This is a genomic window from Tolypothrix sp. PCC 7712, assembly GCF_025860405.1.
Taxonomy (GTDB): Bacteria; Cyanobacteriota; Cyanobacteriia; order Cyanobacteriales; family Nostocaceae; genus Aulosira; species Aulosira diplosiphon.
Map to the genome: position 1 here is coordinate 3,804,156 of NZ_CP063785.1, position 18,839 is coordinate 3,822,994.

An 18,839-nucleotide genomic window follows, 5' to 3' on the forward strand; every position below is an offset into this window, starting at 1 on the left:
CATTACCCATTCCCCATTACTACATTACTATCTACAATATCCATAAATTAAGTATAAAGCTGTACATAAAATGAAGCGCTCAAACCGCTTGGCTTGGCTGGGGGCGATCGCACTGGCGATCATCATTGTATTAAGCTTGATAGCGGCTCCCCGCAATAGCACAATTAATAGTGGTTCTACTTATAACCGTGCTGCTGATGGCTATGGGGCTTGGTATGCTTATATGCAGCAGCAGGGAACTACAATCAAGCGCTGGCAAAAGCCTTGGAAAGATATCGCAGCGCAAAAAACCCCGATTACATTGCTAGAGGTAAATAGCAATCTCGGTTCTCCAATTATCAATTCCGCAAAACGGGAATGGTTACAAAAAGGTAATACCCTAGTAATCTTAGGTGTGCGTTACCCCGTGACTGCGGCTGATTTTCACACTATGCAAAAATCTCCCCTTGGAGATGTGAAAATTGATACAACTAGAAGGCATGATAAAGCCGATAAAGAAGAAATTAAATTAGGCGATCGCTTTGGTGCTGTAGTGTGGGAAGAAAAGTATGGTAAAGGAAAAGTTATTTTTGCCACTACTCCCTATTTAGCAGCTAATGCTTATCAAGATTATTTAAGTAATTTTAAATTTCTTGCAGATTTAGTTAGCAAACAAAAGAACGCCATTTTAGTGAATGAATACATTCACGGTTATAAAGATGCTGATGTGCGAGAACAAGAAGGCAAAGGTAACTTATTGAGTTATTTTGCCAAACAGCCTTTGATTGTGGCGTTGTTACAGTTAGGTATCTTATTAATAGTCTTAATTTGGGCGCAAAATCGCCGCTTTGGTAAGCCAGAAGTTTTAACTGTACCAGTTTTAGATAACAGCGAAGCTTACATCCAAGCTTTAGCAGGAGTATTACAAAAAGCTGAATCTAGTGATTTTGTGGTTGAAATGGTGGGTAAAGAAGAACAACTACAACTACAAAAAGCTTTAGGATTAGGGTCAATTTTACTAGAACCCCAAGCTTTAATTGATGTCTGGGTAGAGAAAAAAGGCGCAAGTTCTGCTGAACTAGCTACAGTCTTAAAACTACAATCCCAAAAACGACCTATGCGTGAACGAGACCTGTTAAGCTGGTTGAGGCAATGGCGAACAATTAAAAATAGTTACTAATTCGTAATTCGTAATTCGTAATTATGGGAAGGTTTTATTTTTGTTGGGTGCTGTACTTTCATGATGTAATTAATAATTACAAATTGTTAACCAAACAAGATAATTTATACCAATAATCTAAAATTAAACAGCAATTTATAACACAATATCGTTCAATTAGCACTAAAAACCTTAAAATCTGTAGGTTGGGGAGCCACTGTGTTGGATGGTTTTCCCGGCTTCAAGCAAGTGGCGTTTGAGGAACGAAACCCACAACATTTTCATCAGTTTATTGGGTGTCACTACGTACCCTGCGGGAAGCAAGCTACAACCCAACCTACAATTATATGAATTACGAATTACGAATTACGAATTATAAATTAGTCTTAGTATGAGTGAAATAAATTCGGTTTTAATCCGCTTAGGTAAAGGGCTTAACCAGATAATTGTGGGACAATCTAGCCTAGTACAACAGTTACTAGTAGGACTACTAGCTGGGGGGCATATAATTTTAGAAGGAGTCCCTGGAACTGGTAAAACACTCTTAGTTAAGGTATTAGCGCAATTAATTCAAGCAGATTTCCGTCGAATTCAATTAACACCAGATGTCTTACCATCAGATATCACTGGCACAAATATTTTTGATTTGAATAGTCGCAGTTTTACTTTGAAAAAAGGGCCTGTTTTTACCGAAGTATTATTAGCAGATGAAATTAACCGCACTCCACCAAAAACCCAAGCAGCGTTGTTAGAAGCAATGGAAGAAATGCAGGTAACTTTGGATGGTGAAAGTTTACCTTTGCCAGAATTATTTTGGGTAATTGCTACACAAAACCCCTTAGAATTTGAGGGTACTTACCCTTTACCAGAAGCACAGCTAGATAGATTTTTATTTAAGTTAGCTGTAGATTATCCCGAGCAAGCAGCAGAAAAGCAAATGTTACTCAATCGTCAAGCGGGATTTGCAGCGCGCAGAGGAGATATTAATCGTCTTGAACCTATAGCAACGGTAAGCGAAATTTTGCAAGCAAGGCAAGCAGTTAAAGAAGTTAAAGTCTCGGAATCAATAATTGATTATCTGCTAGCGTTAGTTAAAACATCACGCCAACACCCGGAATTAGCTTTAGGTGCATCACCTCGCGCTGCTGGTGCTTGGTTACAGACATCACAAGCAGCTGCGTGGTTAGCAGGAAGGAATTTTGTCACACCAGATGATGTGAAATCTGTCGCCTCACCTTTATTGCGTCATCGCTTGATTTTGAAACCAGAAGCCATGCTTGATGGTTTACAAATTGATGCGGTAATTACTTCTGTAATTAATCAAGTACCAGTACCAAGATAAAGGGTAAAGGATGAAATTAACCCTCTTATCTCACATTGGGAAGGGAAAATAAATGTAGCGACTTTCTGGTAGGCTTGTACAGTTTATGATTATTAGTGGGGCGATTAGCATAAAATTTGACCACTCAAAACTTTTCAAAAACCCTTTAATTAAAATCAACAAAAAGCAAATTTATTCCATTCATTATTACTGGAATTTTGTTTTCAGTTACATTCAACTGTTGAAAACATTTATCTCTATACTCTTCTCGCTCAATAAAATTGTTGATTGCTTTGAGTAGGGGCTTTTTCACTTCGTAGGTTTCTTCGGCTTTAGCAATTGCCTGTAAAGGAATTTCATGATTGACGCGCAATATTGCTAAATCAATTAAATCTCTAGATTGTGTGCTGGAATCGTTCCATCTATCGGCATTAGCCATAAGTTTTGATGTGAGTCTATCACCTATACTCAAGCAAGGAATATTAGCCCAATTTGGATAAACAGGGGGGTCTAAGGTAAAACCTCCATTAGCTACAATTTCTACTTTAATATTCGTTTCGTTGATGGCAACAGGAAAACGGATGCCATATTGATTTATTGTACTTTCACCTAATCGAATATCTGTTGGACTTTGAAATAATGCAGCAATTCCTTCATCGTACACCAATGCTCTTAAATATCTGTAATTTTCAGTTCCGTAGGGAAAGAGAAAATCAATATCTTTACTAAGCCTATATTCATCATATTCTAATGCCAAGAGCGTACCACCGGCGAAGTGTGCATCAGCTTTTTGCAGAACTTCTGGATTAAAAGTATTAAGTATTTTAAGTATTTTATTATGATGTTCTATTTGAAACATTTCTAAATCTGGCAATATCCAAGAGTTGTATTTTTTGGCTAAATAATGCACAAAATCTTTTTCTGATTGCTGGAAGTTATTGAAAGTATGTTGATGATGCCAATTGCGTTGATACAATTGGATCATTTCTTTCTCAGTTAATTGATAGACATTATTTAATTGCCAACCAATAGACTCTAGGAAGGGCAGGTTTTGCGGATTAGGCATAATAGCTTAGGGAGAATTTGCAGCCACCTGTAATAATTAAGTAAGTCGGTGGAAATAAACAAAACTATTTTAAGAAACGTAAATAGGCTTGAAATCTTTACCAATGACAAATGACAAAGGACAAAGCGCAAAGTCTGAGCGGAGGAAACCTCCGCTCAGAACTTTGTAAGAATGACAGCCTCAGATTGATATAGTTTAATTGCTAATAGCATATTCAAATGAGTGTTCCCTAATATTTAACGTTTTTTCCTTTCCTCACTTATCCTTAACCCTTTATACTTCATCCTTTACAAATGGTACCAGCAGATAGAGTTTATATATTATTAGTTATAGGAATTGCGATCGCACCTATTTTGGCGATGCTTTTCGGAATTTCCACAAGTATCGGTATTACATTTTTATTTGATATTTTTGTCCTTGCATTAATGGTGGTGGATGGTTTACGAGTAAAACGCGATCGCGTTGAAGTTAGCCGCCAAATTCCATCACGCTTATCTATTGGTCGAGATAACCCGGTAGTGCTAAAGGTAAAATCGGCAAATACCAATGCTGTAATTAAAATTCGTGACTATTACCCCACAGGCTTTGGTGTTTCTACACCAGAACTCAGCACTACTGTAGGGATGAATAGCACCCAGGAATTAACATACACAGTTCACCCCACACAGAGGGGTGAATTTGCTTGGGGAAATCTTCAAGTCAGACAATTAGGGTTTTGGGGATTAGCTTGGAATGATTGGCAAATTCCGCAAAATCTGCGAGTGAAAGTTTATCCTGATTTAGTGGGATTGCGATCGCTTTCGATTCGGCTAGCATTGCAATCATCTGGATCAATCCGCCAACGCCGCATGGGTATTGGTACCGAGTTCGCGGAACTACGAAACTATCGCACAGGCGACGATTTACGCTTGGTGGATTGGAAAGCTACAGCCAGACGCGTCGGGGCTTATGGTAATACACCGCCTTTAGTTAGGGTTTTAGAACCAGAACAAGAACAAACTTTAATAATTTTGCTTGATCGCGGGCGGTTAATGACAGCGAAAGTGCAGGGTTTGCAGCGATTTGACTGGGGATTGAATGCAACCTTATCCTTAGCCTTAGCCGGATTACATCGAGGCGATCGCGTGGGCGTGGGTGTATTTGACAGACAAATGCATACGTGGATTCCACCAGAACGCGGTCAAAATTATCTCCCCCAGTTAATTGATCGCTTAACACCAATTCAACCCGTATTGCTGGAATCTGATTATTTAGGGGCAGTAACCAATGTAGTACAACGGCAGACTCGGCGCGCACTAGTGGTATTAATTACCGATATAGTTGATGTCACTGCTTCCACCGAACTTCTCGCCGCCCTTTCGCGCCTAGCACCCCGTTACTTGCCATTTTGCGTCACACTCCGCGATCCGCAAGTTGATCGTCTAGCGCATACCTTTACTGAAGATGTGACAAATACTTATGTTCGCGCAGTCGCTTTAGATTTATTAGCACAGCGACAAGTCGCATTTGCCCAATTAAAGCAAAAAGGTGTATTGGTACTCGATGCACCAGCTAATCAAATTACAGATCAGTTGGTTGAACGATATTTACAACTCAAAGCCCGGAATCAACTTTAACAAATACTTTCCTTCATCCTTAAAATCTACACCAACAACCCACTGCACAACTGCATCGATGTTTTAGGGATTGATCGCAGAATTCGCCATTTTGATCAACGAAGCGCGATCGCCTGCTTTCAAACCTACAGTATATTGCACACCCTGAAGCCGCCAAGTCAAGGTGGCATCTGAGCAATTAGCGCCACAAGTAGAATCTACAAAATAGCCAGTGATACCCTTAGCTAATACAACTCGTTTCCCAGTTAACTTAGGAGTTCTGCGCGTTACAGCTTCCGCAGTCACAACACCTAAACGGCAAGCTGTTCCACCAGTACAATCAGGACTAAAACCCAGTAAAATATCATATTTCCTCAGCGTAGCGTTTTCGACAATTGCATAAACCGGGTTAGCACCATCCGATTCAGGAATAAACTTAGGTAATAACAGTCTAATTTTTATCTTCTGTCTTAATCTTGGTAGAATCGCCTTAAAAACCGGATGTGGTTGAGAATCAACGGTTTGGACTTGGCTTTGGGCAATCTTCTGAGACTGAGTATTGGTAGATGCGATCGCTAAACCTGATAAGCTGCTGACTAGCAAAATTGCGGCAAACGCACCACTGAAATTTTTTAAACCGAATATCATCCGCATAACCCTATTTATAGGCAAATACTTAATTGATGACCAAATTTTAGTATCAAATTATGCGGTTTGTCATTTGTCAACAGTTAACAGTTAACAGTCAACAGTCAACAGTCAACAGTCAACAGTTAACAATCCCCTCCTAACTACAATTAGCAGCTGAAGCTGAGTTTACTTTTCTTAAATCCCCAGTGAAGACGGCTGTGTATTTGTAGGGTGATGATGATGAAGGACTGCAATTCATTGCAGTTGTATTAGCGCGGCGGGGAGTCCACCAAGAAGTTGCATTTACAGTTAAATTAGCTCCATTCCATGATAATTGGTTGACTACTAACGAATTAGTTTTGAAATCATTTGGCTTTTGAGCAGTCAGAAATGTCGCATAGTTTACATCACCATTACTGGGATTTATCCTGGCTATAACTGCTACTTTCGGGCCGCCACCACTACCGTAACTGGGTAGCCAACGACCAGTAGCAAAGCGGCGGAAATCATCTCCTGGCTGGCTACCAGTGGCAGAAAACACCCCATACAAAACACTTCCGCCATCCCAAAGCAAACCATAACCAGAACCGTCATCACCAGTGGTTTCATAATTATCACGACACCATTGTTTGACACCATTATTAAAAAGGATGATGCGAGGATTTTTGTTACTAGAAGATACTTGCCTATAACCTATGTAGATTGTTTTTGTTCCAACAGTTACCTTGGGGCCATTTTTAGCTTTGATTGTTGCTTCGCTATCACCACAAGTGAATGGCACACTATTACCGACAGATGACTGTACAGCAGTTTGGGCATTAGCTGAAGGAGCTATGTCTGTGATTGCTAAATCAGCGCCTAATACCACTGATAAAGATAACAGTGCCAAAGATTGTGGCAGTTGGCGTTTATACTTCATTGGAATTGATTTGATTACATTACTTTACAAAAACAACACCGTATCATGAAGTTTACATGAAGCTTTAAACAACTTAATGTTTATTAACAATGCATTGATAATGTGTTGTTATTAAGCATCAAGAAGATGGATATATGAACTAAATACAAAAAATTTTGCAGTGCGAACACATTGGGATGCTGCACTTAAAACCTGATAATTGCTGGTTTTATGCCTGCAGATAATCTAATACCAATTTGAAAAAAGAATTTGACAGATTGTAGGGGCAAGGCATTGCCTTGCCCTCTAGAATATATTGATGTGTAGCCAAAATTATTTAATAATCAATTGATATTTTAGAAATTCAAAATATCTAGTGATTCTTCAATTTCTAACTCTAAAATTCTTTCTTTTGCATCTTTATGTTCGGCTATTTTGCCCGCTTTCCAATATAAATCTGCGGCTTTTTGAAAATCTGCTAATGCTCTGGTTTTATCATCCATGCTAACTAAAGCATTACCACGGTTATAATATGCATCTATATAATTAGCATTAATTTTAATCGCTTGACTATAATCTAAAATTGCGCTTTGGTAATCTTCTAAATCGCAACGAGCATTACCACGACTGTAATATGCATCGGCGTAATTAGGATTTATTTTAATTGCCTGAGTGTAATCTGCGATCGCACCCTCATAGTCTCCTAATTCTGCACGTGTATTACCGCGATTGTAGAAAGCCACAGCATCATCAGGAGCAATTTTAATTGAATGCGTCAATCGCTGTTGTTCTTTTAACAAATAACGCGAAATTACCCGATTTTTATCAGCAACAGCATAATTAGGATTAATTTTAATTGCCTGGGTATAATCTTCGATTGCACCTTGATGATCGCCAATATGAGAACGAGCATCAGCACGGTTCATATAAGTAAGCGCCACATCAGGATTGATTCTAATAGCTTGGGTATAATCTTCGATAGCGGCTTGATAATCTTTTAGTTGATAACGCGCTAAACCACGCTGGTTATAGGCTTTGGTGTAATTGAAGTTAATTTGGATAACCTGAGTATAATCTGCGATCGCACCTTCGTAATCGCCTAGATGATAACGCACCATGCCGCGTTTGTAGTACACATCGGCATTATCAGGATTCAGTTGCAAAGCTTGGTTGTAGTTAATAATTGCTGTATCAGATTCGCCTTGCTCAAAAGATTTATCGCCTAGATTTACATACAATGTATTTAAATCAGCAGTGCGATTGGAAACAATCTCTTCTGCTTCCGGCAAAGCTAAATGCTTGATTATCTGATGATGATTTTGATTATTGGTTGGAAATTTTGGTATATCTTGCTGAGAATTATATTGCTCAATTGTAGGTGGTTTATCTTTAAGTTTAGCTGCTTGCAATTCTTCTAAATAACTGAATAAACCCCCAGCATAAAGTAATTGATTAATGCCAAAGGCTATTCTTCCCCTTTTTAGCTTAATCATTTGTGTCGGCAGAAACCCAGCTAAAAAAAGGTGATATTCTTGTTGAGCTTCATGTACTTCTTCTTGAATTAAAACGCAGACAACAACTGCATTTTTTTCTACTTCTTCAGAACTAACAGACCATCTCACTCTATCAATACTGCCATGACGCGATTTAACTTCCACACCAATTGAAGGTTCAGCAGTGAGGGTAAAATCTACCTTGCCATCACCACCGATTTTTTTTTCATAATCTACTTCTGTAATAAAATCAGCTAACCGTTCTTTAACAACTTCCTCACCGAGTTTACCTTTTAAGTTGCTAATAAAAACATCCCGGACTGGCGAAGTACGCTTATATTTTTCTGCCATCAGCCAGCAAAAATCTCGCAGTGCTTTTAACCTTTCTCCAGAGATTATAGTTAACTCACTATATTGACCTTCTGTTTCGCAATGAAGCAGACAACCACTAGTTAACCTTCTAATAAAATCAGACTGTAGCGATCGCAGTAAGGTAATCCAGTCCATTTATATTTCTGCGAGTCTTTTGATGAGATTATTTTATTAAAATATCAAATCGGCGTAAATCGTTGAATTGTGTCAAGGCTCAAAAGTCAAAAGTCAAAAGTCAAGAGTCATTAGTTATTTCTCTCCTTGTCCCCAGTCCCCAGTCCCCAGTCCCTAATCCCCAATCCCTAATCACAATTGATCCCTCCTTACCAGCCAAACAAGGTAAGCAAGGAGGGATCAGTGAAAGATACATTAAATGTATCGTCTGCTATTGATTGTAACTACAATGCACTTAAAATCGGTCAAGAGTACGGCAAACTGAGTACTTGAGGCGATGTTGACTAACAACTAATCAAAACACCTCATCTTCCATACCGCGCCACCATTCACCCAAATTCATCATATCTTGGAAGATATCTTCTAATTCCTCAACATAGACATCTTGAGGAATCAAGGCTTGACGTTCTTGGAGTTTTTTGAGGCGAAGTTGTACTAATAGCCAAGGTTTAGCGATGCTATCCGTGGCTTCCATGTATTGAGCCAGCTGTCTACTATCCATAATTTTTATATTTGTGATGATGCCATTACTTTTTACGATACAAGACGTAGCCGTAAGTGGCCATTTTTTATGCATTGCTTAAGTAGGGGGAATGGGGACTGGGGACTGGGGAATGGGGAACTCGGGGCCCCCTCTGGGGATAAGGGGTAATGGGGAATGGGGAATGGGAAAAGGGAAAAAATCTTTCATACCAATTCGCCTAAAGTCGATGCTTAGGGGCACGGCATCCACAATCTTTTGGCATATCAAATATCTTACTGGTGCCGTGCCCCTACAAAGAATTTATCTGTCGCAAACATTATTTGAATTGGTATAAATTCGTCGAATTTTCTTAAGTCACCGAGAAAAATAACCAACTGTTCACCTTCAGAAGGCGGAATTTGCACCTCAAAGCCTGAAGGTTGGAGTTCAAAGCCTGAAGCTTGCAGCTTTTATCTCGAACATTGCGGCTTTTATCTTGGAAGTTGCGCCTTTTAGCCTCAACGTTGCGGTTTTTATCTTGAACGTTGCGGTTTTTATCCTCAACATTGCAGCTTTGATGCGGAAAATTGCAGCTTTTATCTTCAACGTTGCGGCTTTTTGCTTGAAAGGTGAGAAAATTAGCAAGAGCGATGGCACTTTGATGGCGGCTGATGAGTAAATTAGCAACAGTCATGGTGATGGGAAGGAAATTAAAACAGGCGATCGCTACAATTGCCGTGTGTTTTGCAACGCTTGCCATGACCATTGTCTAACCGGACTCCATATTATCCCCATTCCTCACAACTGACTCAAACAAAATCCGCATTTCTTAATTACGAATTATTCTTTTGTGTATTGTAAGCGCAAAAAATGTAACCGACCTAAAGCATCTCCCGCCACAATTGTTACCCCATCGGGTGCAACTGCACAGCAGTTTATGGAACTGTCACTTGTAAAAATGGCAATATTTTCTGCTGTCTCTAGATTCCAGACTTGAAGAGTGTTATCAGAAGAAACAGAAATCAATTTTTTGCTGTCTGTTGTTACTGCTAAATCCTTAACATCATTGGTATGACCTGTGAGTGTAAAATTTTCCTTTCTTGTTTTCATATTCCATACTTTAATAGTTTTGTCATTTGAAGCGGAAATTATCTGCATTCCATCAGGCGTAACTGCTACGGCATTTATATCAGTCGTATGAGCATCAATAATAAAAGATTCAGGAATGTTTTCATTTGAAGCGGAAATTACTTGCATTCCATCAGGCGTAACTGCTACGGCATTTATATAATTAGTCGTATGACCATCAATAATAAAAGATTCAGGAATGTTTGAAATATTGTCAAATATAATAATTTTATAAAGAGCAGATATCACGTATTTATCATTAGGAGATATTGCTAAATCATAATGTACCCAATCATCACGCTCTATGTTAAAAATCTCTTTTCCTGATTTTAAATCCCATATTTTAAGACTGTGGTCACCAGAACTAGAAATAACTTTTTGTCCATCTAATGTTACTGCTAGAGCAATTATGCCTTGACTATGACCAGTAAGTTTCAAAATTTCTTTTCCTGTTGATAACTCTCTTACTCGGAGAGTTTTATCGTCTGAACCTAAAATAACTTTTTTATTATCGGCCGTTACTGCTATTGCATTTACTGAATAAGTATGATGATTAAAAGTACGAATTACATCTTGACTTTCTAAATTCCAAAATTTCATTGTCTTATCGTCAGAACAAGAAATAGCTTTTCTCCCATCTGGTGTTATTGCTAAAGCCTGTATACTATCGTTATGTTCTGAAAAATAAATATTTTTATTGTTAATTTCCAAACTCCAGATTTTAATAATATTAGAACCAGAAATTAAATTTTTATTATCTGGTGTAAGCACTATAGATTTTATGTTTTTATCCTCTGCTTTGAATGCCAGTATTTCTTCTCCTGTTTCGATATTCCAATATTTAAATGTTTTATCGAAAGCATAAGAAATTAGTCGTTTTCCGTCTGAGGTAATAGCTATGATTGTTACGCCCCTATTATGTCCTTCAAGACGTAAAACTTCTTTTCCAGTATCTAGGCTCCAACCCTGAATAGTATTTGCCCCTGAAGCCGCAATAAGTAATTTTCCATCTAATGCTAATGCTAAACTTCTGACTAATGGAGCCTCGCATTTCCAAGAACTAACTTGTGTTTTATTTTCTATATTCCATACTCTAATAGTTCTATAATCGTAACCAGCAATTACTTGTTTACAATCTGGTGTGACTACTACAGAATATACTGCATCAATAAAATCAAAATCTTTCTTATTCTTACTGCGAAGAATTTGTAAGAAACGAGCTTTTTGATCTTCTAAATTTCCTAAGGTACAAAATTCATTACCAGTATTTAAATTCCAAATTTTGACAGTAGTATCACTAGAACCAGAAATTACGAATTGACTATCAGATGTTACAGCCACCGCGTTTACTGAACTTGTATGTCCTGTGAGAGTAAAAACTAGCTGACCTGTATTAATTTCCCAAACTTTAATTGTGCGGTCACCTGAACTAGAAATTATATACTTACCGTTTGGTGTAACTGCTACAGCCGTTATAAATTTAGTATGACCTGTCAAAGCAAGAGTTTCTTCTCCCGTTTCCAAATTCCAAATCTTGAGAGTGTTGTCATCAGAACCGGAAATCAACAACTTCCCATCAGGTGTGACTGCTACAGGATTCTCACCCTTGAGATTTCGGAGTAAGCGTCCGCCGGGTGGTGTTAAGCTAGCGGTCAAGGGAGACAGCCAAGGTACTGAAGTTTGCTGCTTGGCTTGCGTTAATAGTGCTTGGATTTCTGGAATTTTTTTATCTAGTAACCGTCCCTGTAACTGACTACTTAACTGTTTTTTATCGACCGCCAAAACATGTGCTGACAGCCTCAATGCACCTTGAATTAACTGTAAATTCTCATCTTCGGGCAAAAAATTATAATCTGCTATCAACTCATTAATATTGATGTTCTCCAACTTCCCCTGCAACCAGCGAAAATCACACAGCAGTTGTTGTAATTCTCCTTCCCTTCCCCCAGCAAGCAAGTGATAGGCTAAATTCTGCCAGATATAGCCATCATTTTCTAAACTATGCCAGCCTGCGGGGTATTTTTTGCTGTAAGCATTCAACAGCCTGTTGTGTAATACCCCTATCCCCTCACTTTCGGTTGCTAAAGTTTTGTATTGCTTCCTGACATAATCAAACTGCAAGTCATGCAACCGCAAATTTCCCGCTTCATCCCGCAAAGCCAGAGATTTACTCACTAATTCATCAATTACATCTTGGCTATCAAACTCATCTAACCCCAAGGGTTGCCAAAAAGTCTGCAAAACTGCTTCGGGTATGGGTGTATCTTCCGGAAATACCGCAAAATCTAAATATCGTTGTTGGCAATTTTCATCCAAAGCCGCCACACTAACAGCAATTGCTTTGAGTAAATCGGGATAAGGATAATCGGGAAACTGTTGTTTGATTTTCTCTAAATCAGCACACCGCAATTTTTCTAAAATATTCTGCCAGCGATTTGCAGGTTTACCCCGCATCATCGCCCCAACCATCGCCAATGCTAAGGGTAAATATCCACATTCTCGCGCTACCTGCAAAGTAACATCATTATGCGGGCTGGGTTGCAATATCTCCGGTTGATTTGCCCAATCTGCCAACAGTTCTAACGCCTGTTGTTCACCTAAAACCGCAAGCTGATACTCTTCCCCTCCCAACCCCGTGACTATAGCCCCATCACGGGTAGTAATTAACATCTGACAGCGTTCCCCCAACACATCAAACGCCGTCGCATCATCCAAACGCCAGATATCATCCACAATCAGCAAGCAAGCTTTCTGTGCAAACAACTCCCGTAACCGCGCTTTCGCCAATCCCACCTCGGTAAACGCCGCTTGCTTCTCACCCAACGCCGAAGCCAGATAAGATTGCCAAGTTAAAATTTGGGGCGTTTGTCCAAATGTTACCCACAACACCCCATCAGGAAACGCCTTTCTCACTTCTTCATCCCGCGCCAAGGCTGTAGCTAAGACTGTTTTACCAATTCCGCCCATTCCTTGCACGCCTACACGCCGACTTTTCCCAGTAATCCCCACAGGTTGCTTTGTTAGCGATAATATTTTCTGTTTTAAGGGTGTAAGTTCTTCAAGACGGGGTAAAAAGTGTGGTGGTAACTCTGGGACGTTGGTAAGATTTCCTAAAGGTTGGTGATGGGGGGTTAAATTGGTTTTTTTTTAAGCTGAGGAATCAACTCACCAGATACACCAGCTAACTGTATTGCATTCCGCGCAATATTAAAAGCAAACTCTACAGGGGAATTTTCATCATATTCGGGATTGTAAGCTAGAAGCGCGTCGTAAAAACCCACAACAAATTCAATCGCGGCTTTATCCTCGATGCGATCGTTCATCCCAATCACATAATTAATCTGTTGTGAAATAGCCTCAGCTTGCACTTGGGAGTAACAAGCATTCAACAGCACACATTCTACTTGTTTAGAGAACTGTCCAAATAATCCAGCTAATGCTTCACCTGTAACTAGCTGTGATTTTCCCGTTTCATCCTCAAAAGCTAGTCCTTGTATCCCTGCACCATGCCCAGAAAAGTGGATAATATTTGGTCGATAATCCAAAATAGCGCGGCGAATATCCCTGGGACGGACTGCTAAATCATACCGTAATTCAAAGTTCTCCCGATTTAGCGACCTTTGCAAGCCTTCCTTAATATCACGCAATTCTTGATCGAGGCGCAATCGTGATGTATTACTGGGATTTGCGGCTAATATCAGGATTTTCTGCGGTTTAACAGTCATTGCCAGGGATGGGAAGGGCTGTTTTTAAGTATACATCTTGCGAATGGGCATGGGGCATTGGGCATTGGGCATTGGGGACTAGGTAATGGGTAATGGGTAATGGGTAATTGAGCATTGCTTATTTCCCCCTGTCTCCTTGTCCCCTTGTCCCTTTGCCCCCTTGCCTCTTATGGTTTACCAAGCAATTCCCTAAAGGCTGGCTCACGTGCGATATCATCAAAATCGATATCTGTCGCCGCTTCTTCTTGATATCGCGGATTCAATCTAATCGCTTGGCGGAGATTATCTAAAGCAAATTCTACATTTCTTTGGAATGCGTAACAGGTGGCTTTATTGTAATAAGCACTGGCATAATCTGGTTTCAATTCTAATGCGCGATCAAAAGATGCGATCGCTTCGTCATCTCTTCCCAACCGCACTAAACAATAACCGCGTTTATCCCAAACTTTCGGCGCTGGTTTAATTTCGATGGCTTTGTCAAAGGATGCGATCGCTTCGTCGTATTCTTCTAATTCAATCAAGGCTAAACCGCGATTCATCCAAGCCACTGGATCGTCAGGGTTAACTTTCGTCGCTTGATTAAACGACACAAAAGCCTGTTGATGTTTGCGTAAGTTCCCAAAGGCGACACCGCGATCGCACCAAGCTTGGTGATATTCGGGATTGATTTTTAAAGCTGTATCATAGGAAGCGATCGCATCTTGATAGCGTTTCAATCTGGCGAGAGTTAAACCTTGTTTAAACCAAGCTACAGAATTATTCGGCTGGATTTTGACTGCTTGCTGATAAAGTGCGATCGCATCTTCATAGCGCTTTTCATTAAACAGCACATCTCCCTCTGCAATATATTCCTCAACGGATTCTGCGACTGGCTGCGGTTCGGGAATTTCTTCCTCAATTTCCGGTGCGCTTTCCTCTGGAATTGTTGGCTGCCTAATTTCTGTTAGTTCTTCTACAATGGAATCCTTACGTTGTTGTGCATCTAATTGCAACTGTGAAAGTTGCGATCCAAAATTCCTTTCTAATTCTTCTAGTTTTCCTAAAATCAGAATTTTCTGTTCTTGAGCATTTAACTGTAATTCTGAGAATTGCGAAGTAAATTCCGAGCCAGAGTTTTCTAAGTTCTCAATAATCAGTGCTTTTTGATTTTCTGCATCTGCTTGTAATTCGGCTAATTTATTCGCAAACTCTAACTGCAATTTTTGTAAATCTGCAAAAATTTGCTCTTTCTGTTGGTTAATCTCAGCCTGTAATCCCGATACTTGAGATTTCAAGGAATTTTCTAATTCTGCAATATTCGCTAGAGTTGTATCTATATTCTGTTGAGAATTGACTTGTAACTCTGATAGTTGAGATTTTAATAAATTCTCTAATTCTGTAATATTAGCTAAGGTTGTATCTTTCTGATGTTGAGCATCTGTCTGCAATCCTGATATTTGTTGAGTGAAATCTATTTGTAAATTCCCTAAACTCTCAACAACTGTATCCTTCTCTCTTTGTGTATCAGATTGCAATCCCGATAAATAGGAATTAAATTCCGAGCGAGATTTTTCTAAACTTTCAATAATGATATCTTTTCGCTGCTCTGCTCTTAATACTAATGTAGATAATTGTTCCGCTAAATCAGATTCTATTTTCCCTAAATTACCCACAGCATCAGATTGCCATTGTGCTACTTGAGCAGTAATCTCTGAATCTAAATTTGCTAATTTATTTTGAATAATATTAATTTCTGAGTCTATTTGATTGAGGATACTTTCTTTCTTACCCACAAACTCAGATGTAATTAAAGATATATTTTCTTGTTCAGCTTTCAGCTTTTGTTGCAGAGTTTCTGTCTCTTTGCTTAACTCTTCAGTAATTTTTTTAACTTCTTGAATAGCATTTTCTGCTTCTTGCTTCACCAGAGTTAGCTGATTTTGGGCATTTTCTACTCCTTCTAGCTGTGACATAGCTTGAGTGACAATTTCGCGGATGGCTACCCGTCGTAACAGCCAAAATAAAGCAATCACCGCTACAGGAAACAAGCTTAATAAAACTAACCAAACGTTAAATAGCATGGTTGTACGACTAAAATTCCGCTCAACATCAAATTGGGCTGCATCTCGAATTTGCTTTTCTGCACGCAGTCTAGCTAATTCTTCTCGCTCCTGATTTGATAATACCGGAGCAGGAGTCACAACTGGGGCTACAGATGCAGGAGTTTGCGCGCTAGCTTGCGGAGATAGCAGCCAGCCAGAGAACAGAATCACGCTTTGTAAAACTAAAGCGTAGGCGACTGGATTTTTACTCTTCATCACAACCATCCTATCCCTTGGGCAGTTTTGCAAGCGGCATACTTCTCCAATCTATACCAGAAACTCTTGATTAGTAGTCTGGCAAAGTTGTTTTGACAGGCGGGGGAAAGGGTAAGGGGGAAAGGGTAATGGGAAAAGGTAAAGAAAAAACCTTTAACCGTTCGGCTGACGCTCACGGCGTTCGCGAACAGCGTCCCGCAGGGAAGCCTTTTCCCCAAAACCAATTTTGGGTTGACAACGCTTAACCGAGTAGTATTGATCTGAGTCCTATCTCATTCATTACTCCTTACCTGAATGTTACCTCTTACCATCTCAATTCGTTGCTTATCTTGGCAAGATTCCATTGTCATCGTCCCATCAGCACGAGCAAAAAACTGAGCGCAAAGTTTGCCTTCATGCAGATTAATTAAATTAATAATTTCTTGAGGAGACTTGCTTAAAAAGTTATAAACATTTAATTGGCAATAGTGACATTTTCGCACATCATTATCACCTTTCATATCTGCCCAACGCACCTGACATGGTTCCTGAATAAAGATTTCCACATTATCAAGAGACTTAACCGCTTTAAATCTCCTTTCTTTCTTAGACATATTTAAATTTATTCCAACCTTATATTTCTTAATCCTATAAAATTCATATTTGATTTGTAGGATGCGTTAGCGATAGCGTAACGCATCTATGGCAATACTTTTCGTACTTATAAAATTGATATTTGATTTTTGAAATTCACGTAGTGGACTGACACGCCAAAAATAGTGCATGAAAAAAACTCTTGTGGGATGGGCATCTTGCCCGTCCGGGGCGGACAAGATGTCCACCCCACAAGAAAAATTATTGCAACATTTTAGCCTTGCCACGCCAGTAGGATGCATTAGCAGCGAGAGTACGGCATCTACCATGCAAGTTTACCGAGCAATTATTCATTTCTTAATTATTTCTTTAGATTATCGGCTAAAAATCGCTGCCAAAATTCCGAATTTTCACCAATCTCTACTGTATCTTTGTTCAAAGCTGATATTAACTAGCAAGACGAGATATGGCAAAGATTAACGGCACAATGATGCAATATTTCCACTGGTACACCCCTAATGATGGGAACTTGTGGAGCAAAGTTGAAGCTTCAGCGCCAGAATTAGCACAAGCAGGTTTTACAGCCCTATGGTTACCACCCGCTTATAAAGGATTTGCTGGTGCGTATGATGTGGGATATGGAGTTTACGATTTATTTGATTTAGGTGAATTCGATCAAAAAGGTTCAGTCAGGACAAAATACGGTACGCGTCAGCAATATCTTGATGCGGTTAAATCTTTACACAAAAATGGCCTGCAAGTGTATGCAGACGCAGTGTTAAATCATAAGATGGGTGGCGATCGCACAGAAACACCCAAAGCCACCCCTTTTTCTCAAGATGATCGCCTCAATCCTAAAGGGGGATTGCAAGAAATTAAGACCTACTCTTATTATGATTTCCCTGGCAGAAAGGGCAAATACTCTAACTTTGAGTGGCACTGGTGGCATTTTGACGCTGTTGATTATAACGAATATAACCAAGGCGATCGCAACACAATTTATTTACTCGAAGGTAAAAAATTTGATGACTATGTAGCCTTAGAAAAAGGCAATTTTGCCTACCTGATGGGTAGCGATTTGGATTTCCAAAACGATTGGGTACGTGGTGAAATCACTTACTGGGGTAAATGGTATCTTGACACCACAAAGGTAGATGGTTTCCGTTTGGATGCGATCAAACATATTTCCTCATGGTTCTTTCCCCAATGGATTGATGAACTAGAACGCCATGCTGGAAAAGATTTATTTTTTGTTGGGGAGTATTGGTATAACGATATAAATACTCTGCTTTGGTATGTTGATCGGGTTGGTGGTAAGATGTCGGTTTTTGACGTACCACTACATTACAACTTCCACCAAGCCAGCAAATCTGGGGGCAACTATGATATGCGCCGGATTTTAGATGGCACAATGATGCAGAAACGTCCTATTAATGCTGTCACCTTTGTGGAGAATCATGATTCTCAACCTTTACAAGCATTAGAATCTGTAGTTGAACCTTGGTTTAAGCCCTTAGCATACGCCATTATTTTGCTGCGAGAAGAAGGTTATCCTTGCGTCTTTCATGCTGATTACTACGGCGCAGAATATGAAGATCGGGGCAGAGATGGCAATAGCTATAAAATTTTTATGCCCTCTCACCGTGAGATTCTTGATCATTTACTTTATGCACGTCAGCATTATGCTTATGGGCCACAATACAATTATTTTGACCATTGGAATACTATTGGCTGGACAAGATTAGGTGATGAAGATCATCCCAAAGCAATGGCTGTAATTATGAGTGATGGTGCAGAAGGTACTAAATGGATGGAAGTTGGTAAACCAAATACTAAATTCATCGATTTAACAGAACATATCAAAGAACCTGTATACACCAATGATTCAGGTTGGGCTGAATTCCGTTGCTTAGGTGGTTCAGTATCAGTTTGGGTACAAGAATAAAAAACTCCATCCCCTTGTGGG

At 39.5% G+C, this 18,839-nt stretch carries 16 protein-coding genes; 5 read left to right on the forward strand and 11 right to left on the reverse strand.

Features of this window, described 5'->3' with window-relative positions; translation table 11 throughout:
• Window positions 1-70: 70 nt before the first annotated feature.
• Both HGR01_RS15750 and HGR01_RS15755 read left to right on the forward strand, forming a co-directional pair.
• Window positions 71-1,159 carry a DUF4350 domain-containing protein gene (locus HGR01_RS15750; protein WP_045874349.1) on the forward strand — a complete coding sequence of 363 codons (1,089 nt, stop codon included), beginning with the start codon at window positions 71-73 and terminating at the stop codon, window positions 1,157-1,159.
• Between the two features lie 370 nt (window positions 1,160-1,529).
• Complete coding sequence (locus HGR01_RS15755) at window positions 1,530-2,480, forward strand: AAA family ATPase (protein ID WP_045874348.1); 951 nt, start codon at window positions 1,530-1,532, stop codon at window positions 2,478-2,480.
• 145 nt (window positions 2,481-2,625) lie between these two features.
• On the opposite strand, the gene HGR01_RS15760 is transcribed toward HGR01_RS15755, so the two are convergent.
• On the reverse strand, window positions 2,626-3,525 hold the full coding sequence (locus HGR01_RS15760) for a nucleotidyl transferase AbiEii/AbiGii toxin family protein (protein ID WP_052335448.1): 900 nt from the start codon (window positions 3,523-3,525) through the stop codon (window positions 2,626-2,628).
• 293 nt (window positions 3,526-3,818) lie between these two features.
• On the opposite strand from HGR01_RS15760, the gene HGR01_RS15765 reads away from it, so the two are divergent.
• Window positions 3,819-5,141: a DUF58 domain-containing protein gene (locus HGR01_RS15765; RefSeq protein ID WP_045874347.1), complete on the forward strand. Its 1,323-nt coding sequence runs from the start codon at window positions 3,819-3,821 to the stop codon at window positions 5,139-5,141.
• 63 nt (window positions 5,142-5,204) lie between these two features.
• On the opposite strand, the gene HGR01_RS15770 is transcribed toward HGR01_RS15765, so the two are convergent.
• The 10 genes from HGR01_RS15770 to HGR01_RS15815 all read right to left on the reverse strand — a co-directional run bounded on the left by HGR01_RS15770 (window position 5,205) and on the right by HGR01_RS15815 (window position 16,893).
• Window positions 5,205-5,768, reverse strand: coding sequence for a hypothetical protein (locus tag HGR01_RS15770; RefSeq protein ID WP_045874346.1), 564 nt, complete (start codon window positions 5,766-5,768; stop codon window positions 5,205-5,207).
• Window positions 5,769-5,907: 139 nt separating this feature from the next.
• Window positions 5,908-6,669: a hypothetical protein gene (locus tag HGR01_RS15775; RefSeq protein WP_045874345.1), complete on the reverse strand. Its 762-nt coding sequence runs from the start codon at window positions 6,667-6,669 to the stop codon at window positions 5,908-5,910.
• Between the two features lie 335 nt (window positions 6,670-7,004).
• A complete protein-coding gene (locus HGR01_RS15780) occupies window positions 7,005-8,648 on the reverse strand; it encodes a tetratricopeptide repeat protein (RefSeq protein WP_045874344.1) in 1,644 nt (547 codons plus the stop codon).
• A 334-nt stretch (window positions 8,649-8,982) separates the two neighbouring features.
• Window positions 8,983-9,189, reverse strand: a complete 207-nt coding sequence (locus tag HGR01_RS15785; RefSeq protein WP_045874343.1) for a hypothetical protein — start codon at window positions 9,187-9,189, stop codon at window positions 8,983-8,985.
• A gap of 331 nt (window positions 9,190-9,520) precedes the next feature.
• Window positions 9,521-9,910 (reverse strand): hypothetical protein, encoded by a 390-nt coding sequence (locus HGR01_RS15790; protein WP_155539653.1) that lies wholly within the window; start codon window positions 9,908-9,910, stop codon window positions 9,521-9,523.
• 80 nt (window positions 9,911-9,990) lie between these two features.
• Complete coding sequence (locus tag HGR01_RS15795; protein WP_052335447.1) at window positions 9,991-13,287, reverse strand: NB-ARC domain-containing protein; 3,297 nt, start codon at window positions 13,285-13,287, stop codon at window positions 9,991-9,993.
• Between the two features lie 122 nt (window positions 13,288-13,409).
• Window positions 13,410-14,003 carry a CHAT domain-containing protein gene (locus HGR01_RS15800; protein WP_052335446.1) on the reverse strand — a complete coding sequence of 198 codons (594 nt, stop codon included), beginning with the start codon at window positions 14,001-14,003 and terminating at the stop codon, window positions 13,410-13,412.
• The gene (locus HGR01_RS15805; RefSeq protein WP_255325373.1) at window positions 13,993-14,118 is read right to left on the reverse strand and encodes a hypothetical protein; all 126 of its coding nucleotides are present in this window, start codon (window positions 14,116-14,118) and stop codon (window positions 13,993-13,995) included. The genes HGR01_RS15800 and HGR01_RS15805 overlap by 11 nt, the downstream gene beginning before the upstream one ends.
• A gap of 52 nt (window positions 14,119-14,170) precedes the next feature.
• Window positions 14,171-16,300 carry a tetratricopeptide repeat protein gene (locus tag HGR01_RS15810; RefSeq protein WP_045874419.1) on the reverse strand — a complete coding sequence of 710 codons (2,130 nt, stop codon included), beginning with the start codon at window positions 16,298-16,300 and terminating at the stop codon, window positions 14,171-14,173.
• A gap of 272 nt (window positions 16,301-16,572) precedes the next feature.
• Window positions 16,573-16,893, reverse strand: a complete 321-nt coding sequence (locus HGR01_RS15815) for a hypothetical protein (RefSeq protein WP_045874340.1) — start codon at window positions 16,891-16,893, stop codon at window positions 16,573-16,575.
• Between the two features lie 220 nt (window positions 16,894-17,113).
• Here HGR01_RS15815 and HGR01_RS15820 point away from each other — a divergent pair, with 220 nt between their 5' ends.
• Window positions 17,114-17,353 carry a hypothetical protein gene (locus tag HGR01_RS15820; protein WP_155539651.1) on the forward strand — a complete coding sequence of 80 codons (240 nt, stop codon included), beginning with the start codon at window positions 17,114-17,116 and terminating at the stop codon, window positions 17,351-17,353.
• The gene (locus HGR01_RS15825) at window positions 17,340-18,818 is read left to right on the forward strand and encodes an alpha-amylase (protein ID WP_045874338.1); all 1,479 of its coding nucleotides are present in this window, start codon (window positions 17,340-17,342) and stop codon (window positions 18,816-18,818) included. The genes HGR01_RS15820 and HGR01_RS15825 overlap by 14 nt, the downstream gene beginning before the upstream one ends.
• Window positions 18,819-18,839: the final 21 nt, after the last annotated feature.

What these genes read in the sequence shown, in the direction of transcription:
- HGR01_RS15750 (WP_045874349.1), top strand. Translation starts at nt 71, where the DNA reads ATGAAGCGCTCAAACCGCTTGGCTTGGCTGGGGGCGATCGCACTGGCG.
- HGR01_RS15815 (WP_045874340.1), bottom strand. Translation starts at nt 16,893, where the DNA reads ATGTCTAAGAAAGAAAGGAGATTTAAAGCGGTTAAGTCTCTTGATAAT.
- HGR01_RS15765 (WP_045874347.1), top strand. Translation starts at nt 3,819, where the DNA reads ATGGTACCAGCAGATAGAGTTTATATATTATTAGTTATAGGAATTGCG.
- HGR01_RS15800 (WP_052335446.1), bottom strand. Translation starts at nt 14,003, where the DNA reads ATGACTGTTAAACCGCAGAAAATCCTGATATTAGCCGCAAATCCCAGT.
- HGR01_RS15790 (WP_155539653.1), bottom strand. Translation starts at nt 9,910, where the DNA reads ATGGCAAGCGTTGCAAAACACACGGCAATTGTAGCGATCGCCTGTTTT.
- HGR01_RS15785 (WP_045874343.1), bottom strand. Translation starts at nt 9,189, where the DNA reads ATGGATAGTAGACAGCTGGCTCAATACATGGAAGCCACGGATAGCATC.
- HGR01_RS15810 (WP_045874419.1), bottom strand. Translation starts at nt 16,300, where the DNA reads ATGAAGAGTAAAAATCCAGTCGCCTACGCTTTAGTTTTACAAAGCGTG.
- HGR01_RS15760 (WP_052335448.1), bottom strand. Translation starts at nt 3,525, where the DNA reads ATGCCTAATCCGCAAAACCTGCCCTTCCTAGAGTCTATTGGTTGGCAA.
- HGR01_RS15820 (WP_155539651.1), top strand. Translation starts at nt 17,114, where the DNA reads ATGTCCACCCCACAAGAAAAATTATTGCAACATTTTAGCCTTGCCACG.
- HGR01_RS15775 (WP_045874345.1), bottom strand. Translation starts at nt 6,669, where the DNA reads ATGAAGTATAAACGCCAACTGCCACAATCTTTGGCACTGTTATCTTTA.
- HGR01_RS15755 (WP_045874348.1), top strand. Translation starts at nt 1,530, where the DNA reads ATGAGTGAAATAAATTCGGTTTTAATCCGCTTAGGTAAAGGGCTTAAC.
- HGR01_RS15805 (WP_255325373.1), bottom strand. Translation starts at nt 14,118, where the DNA reads ATGCTCAATTACCCATTACCCATTACCCATTACCTAGTCCCCAATGCC.
- HGR01_RS15770 (WP_045874346.1), bottom strand. Translation starts at nt 5,768, where the DNA reads ATGATATTCGGTTTAAAAAATTTCAGTGGTGCGTTTGCCGCAATTTTG.
- HGR01_RS15780 (WP_045874344.1), bottom strand. Translation starts at nt 8,648, where the DNA reads ATGGACTGGATTACCTTACTGCGATCGCTACAGTCTGATTTTATTAGA.
- HGR01_RS15825 (WP_045874338.1), top strand. Translation starts at nt 17,340, where the DNA reads ATGGCAAAGATTAACGGCACAATGATGCAATATTTCCACTGGTACACC.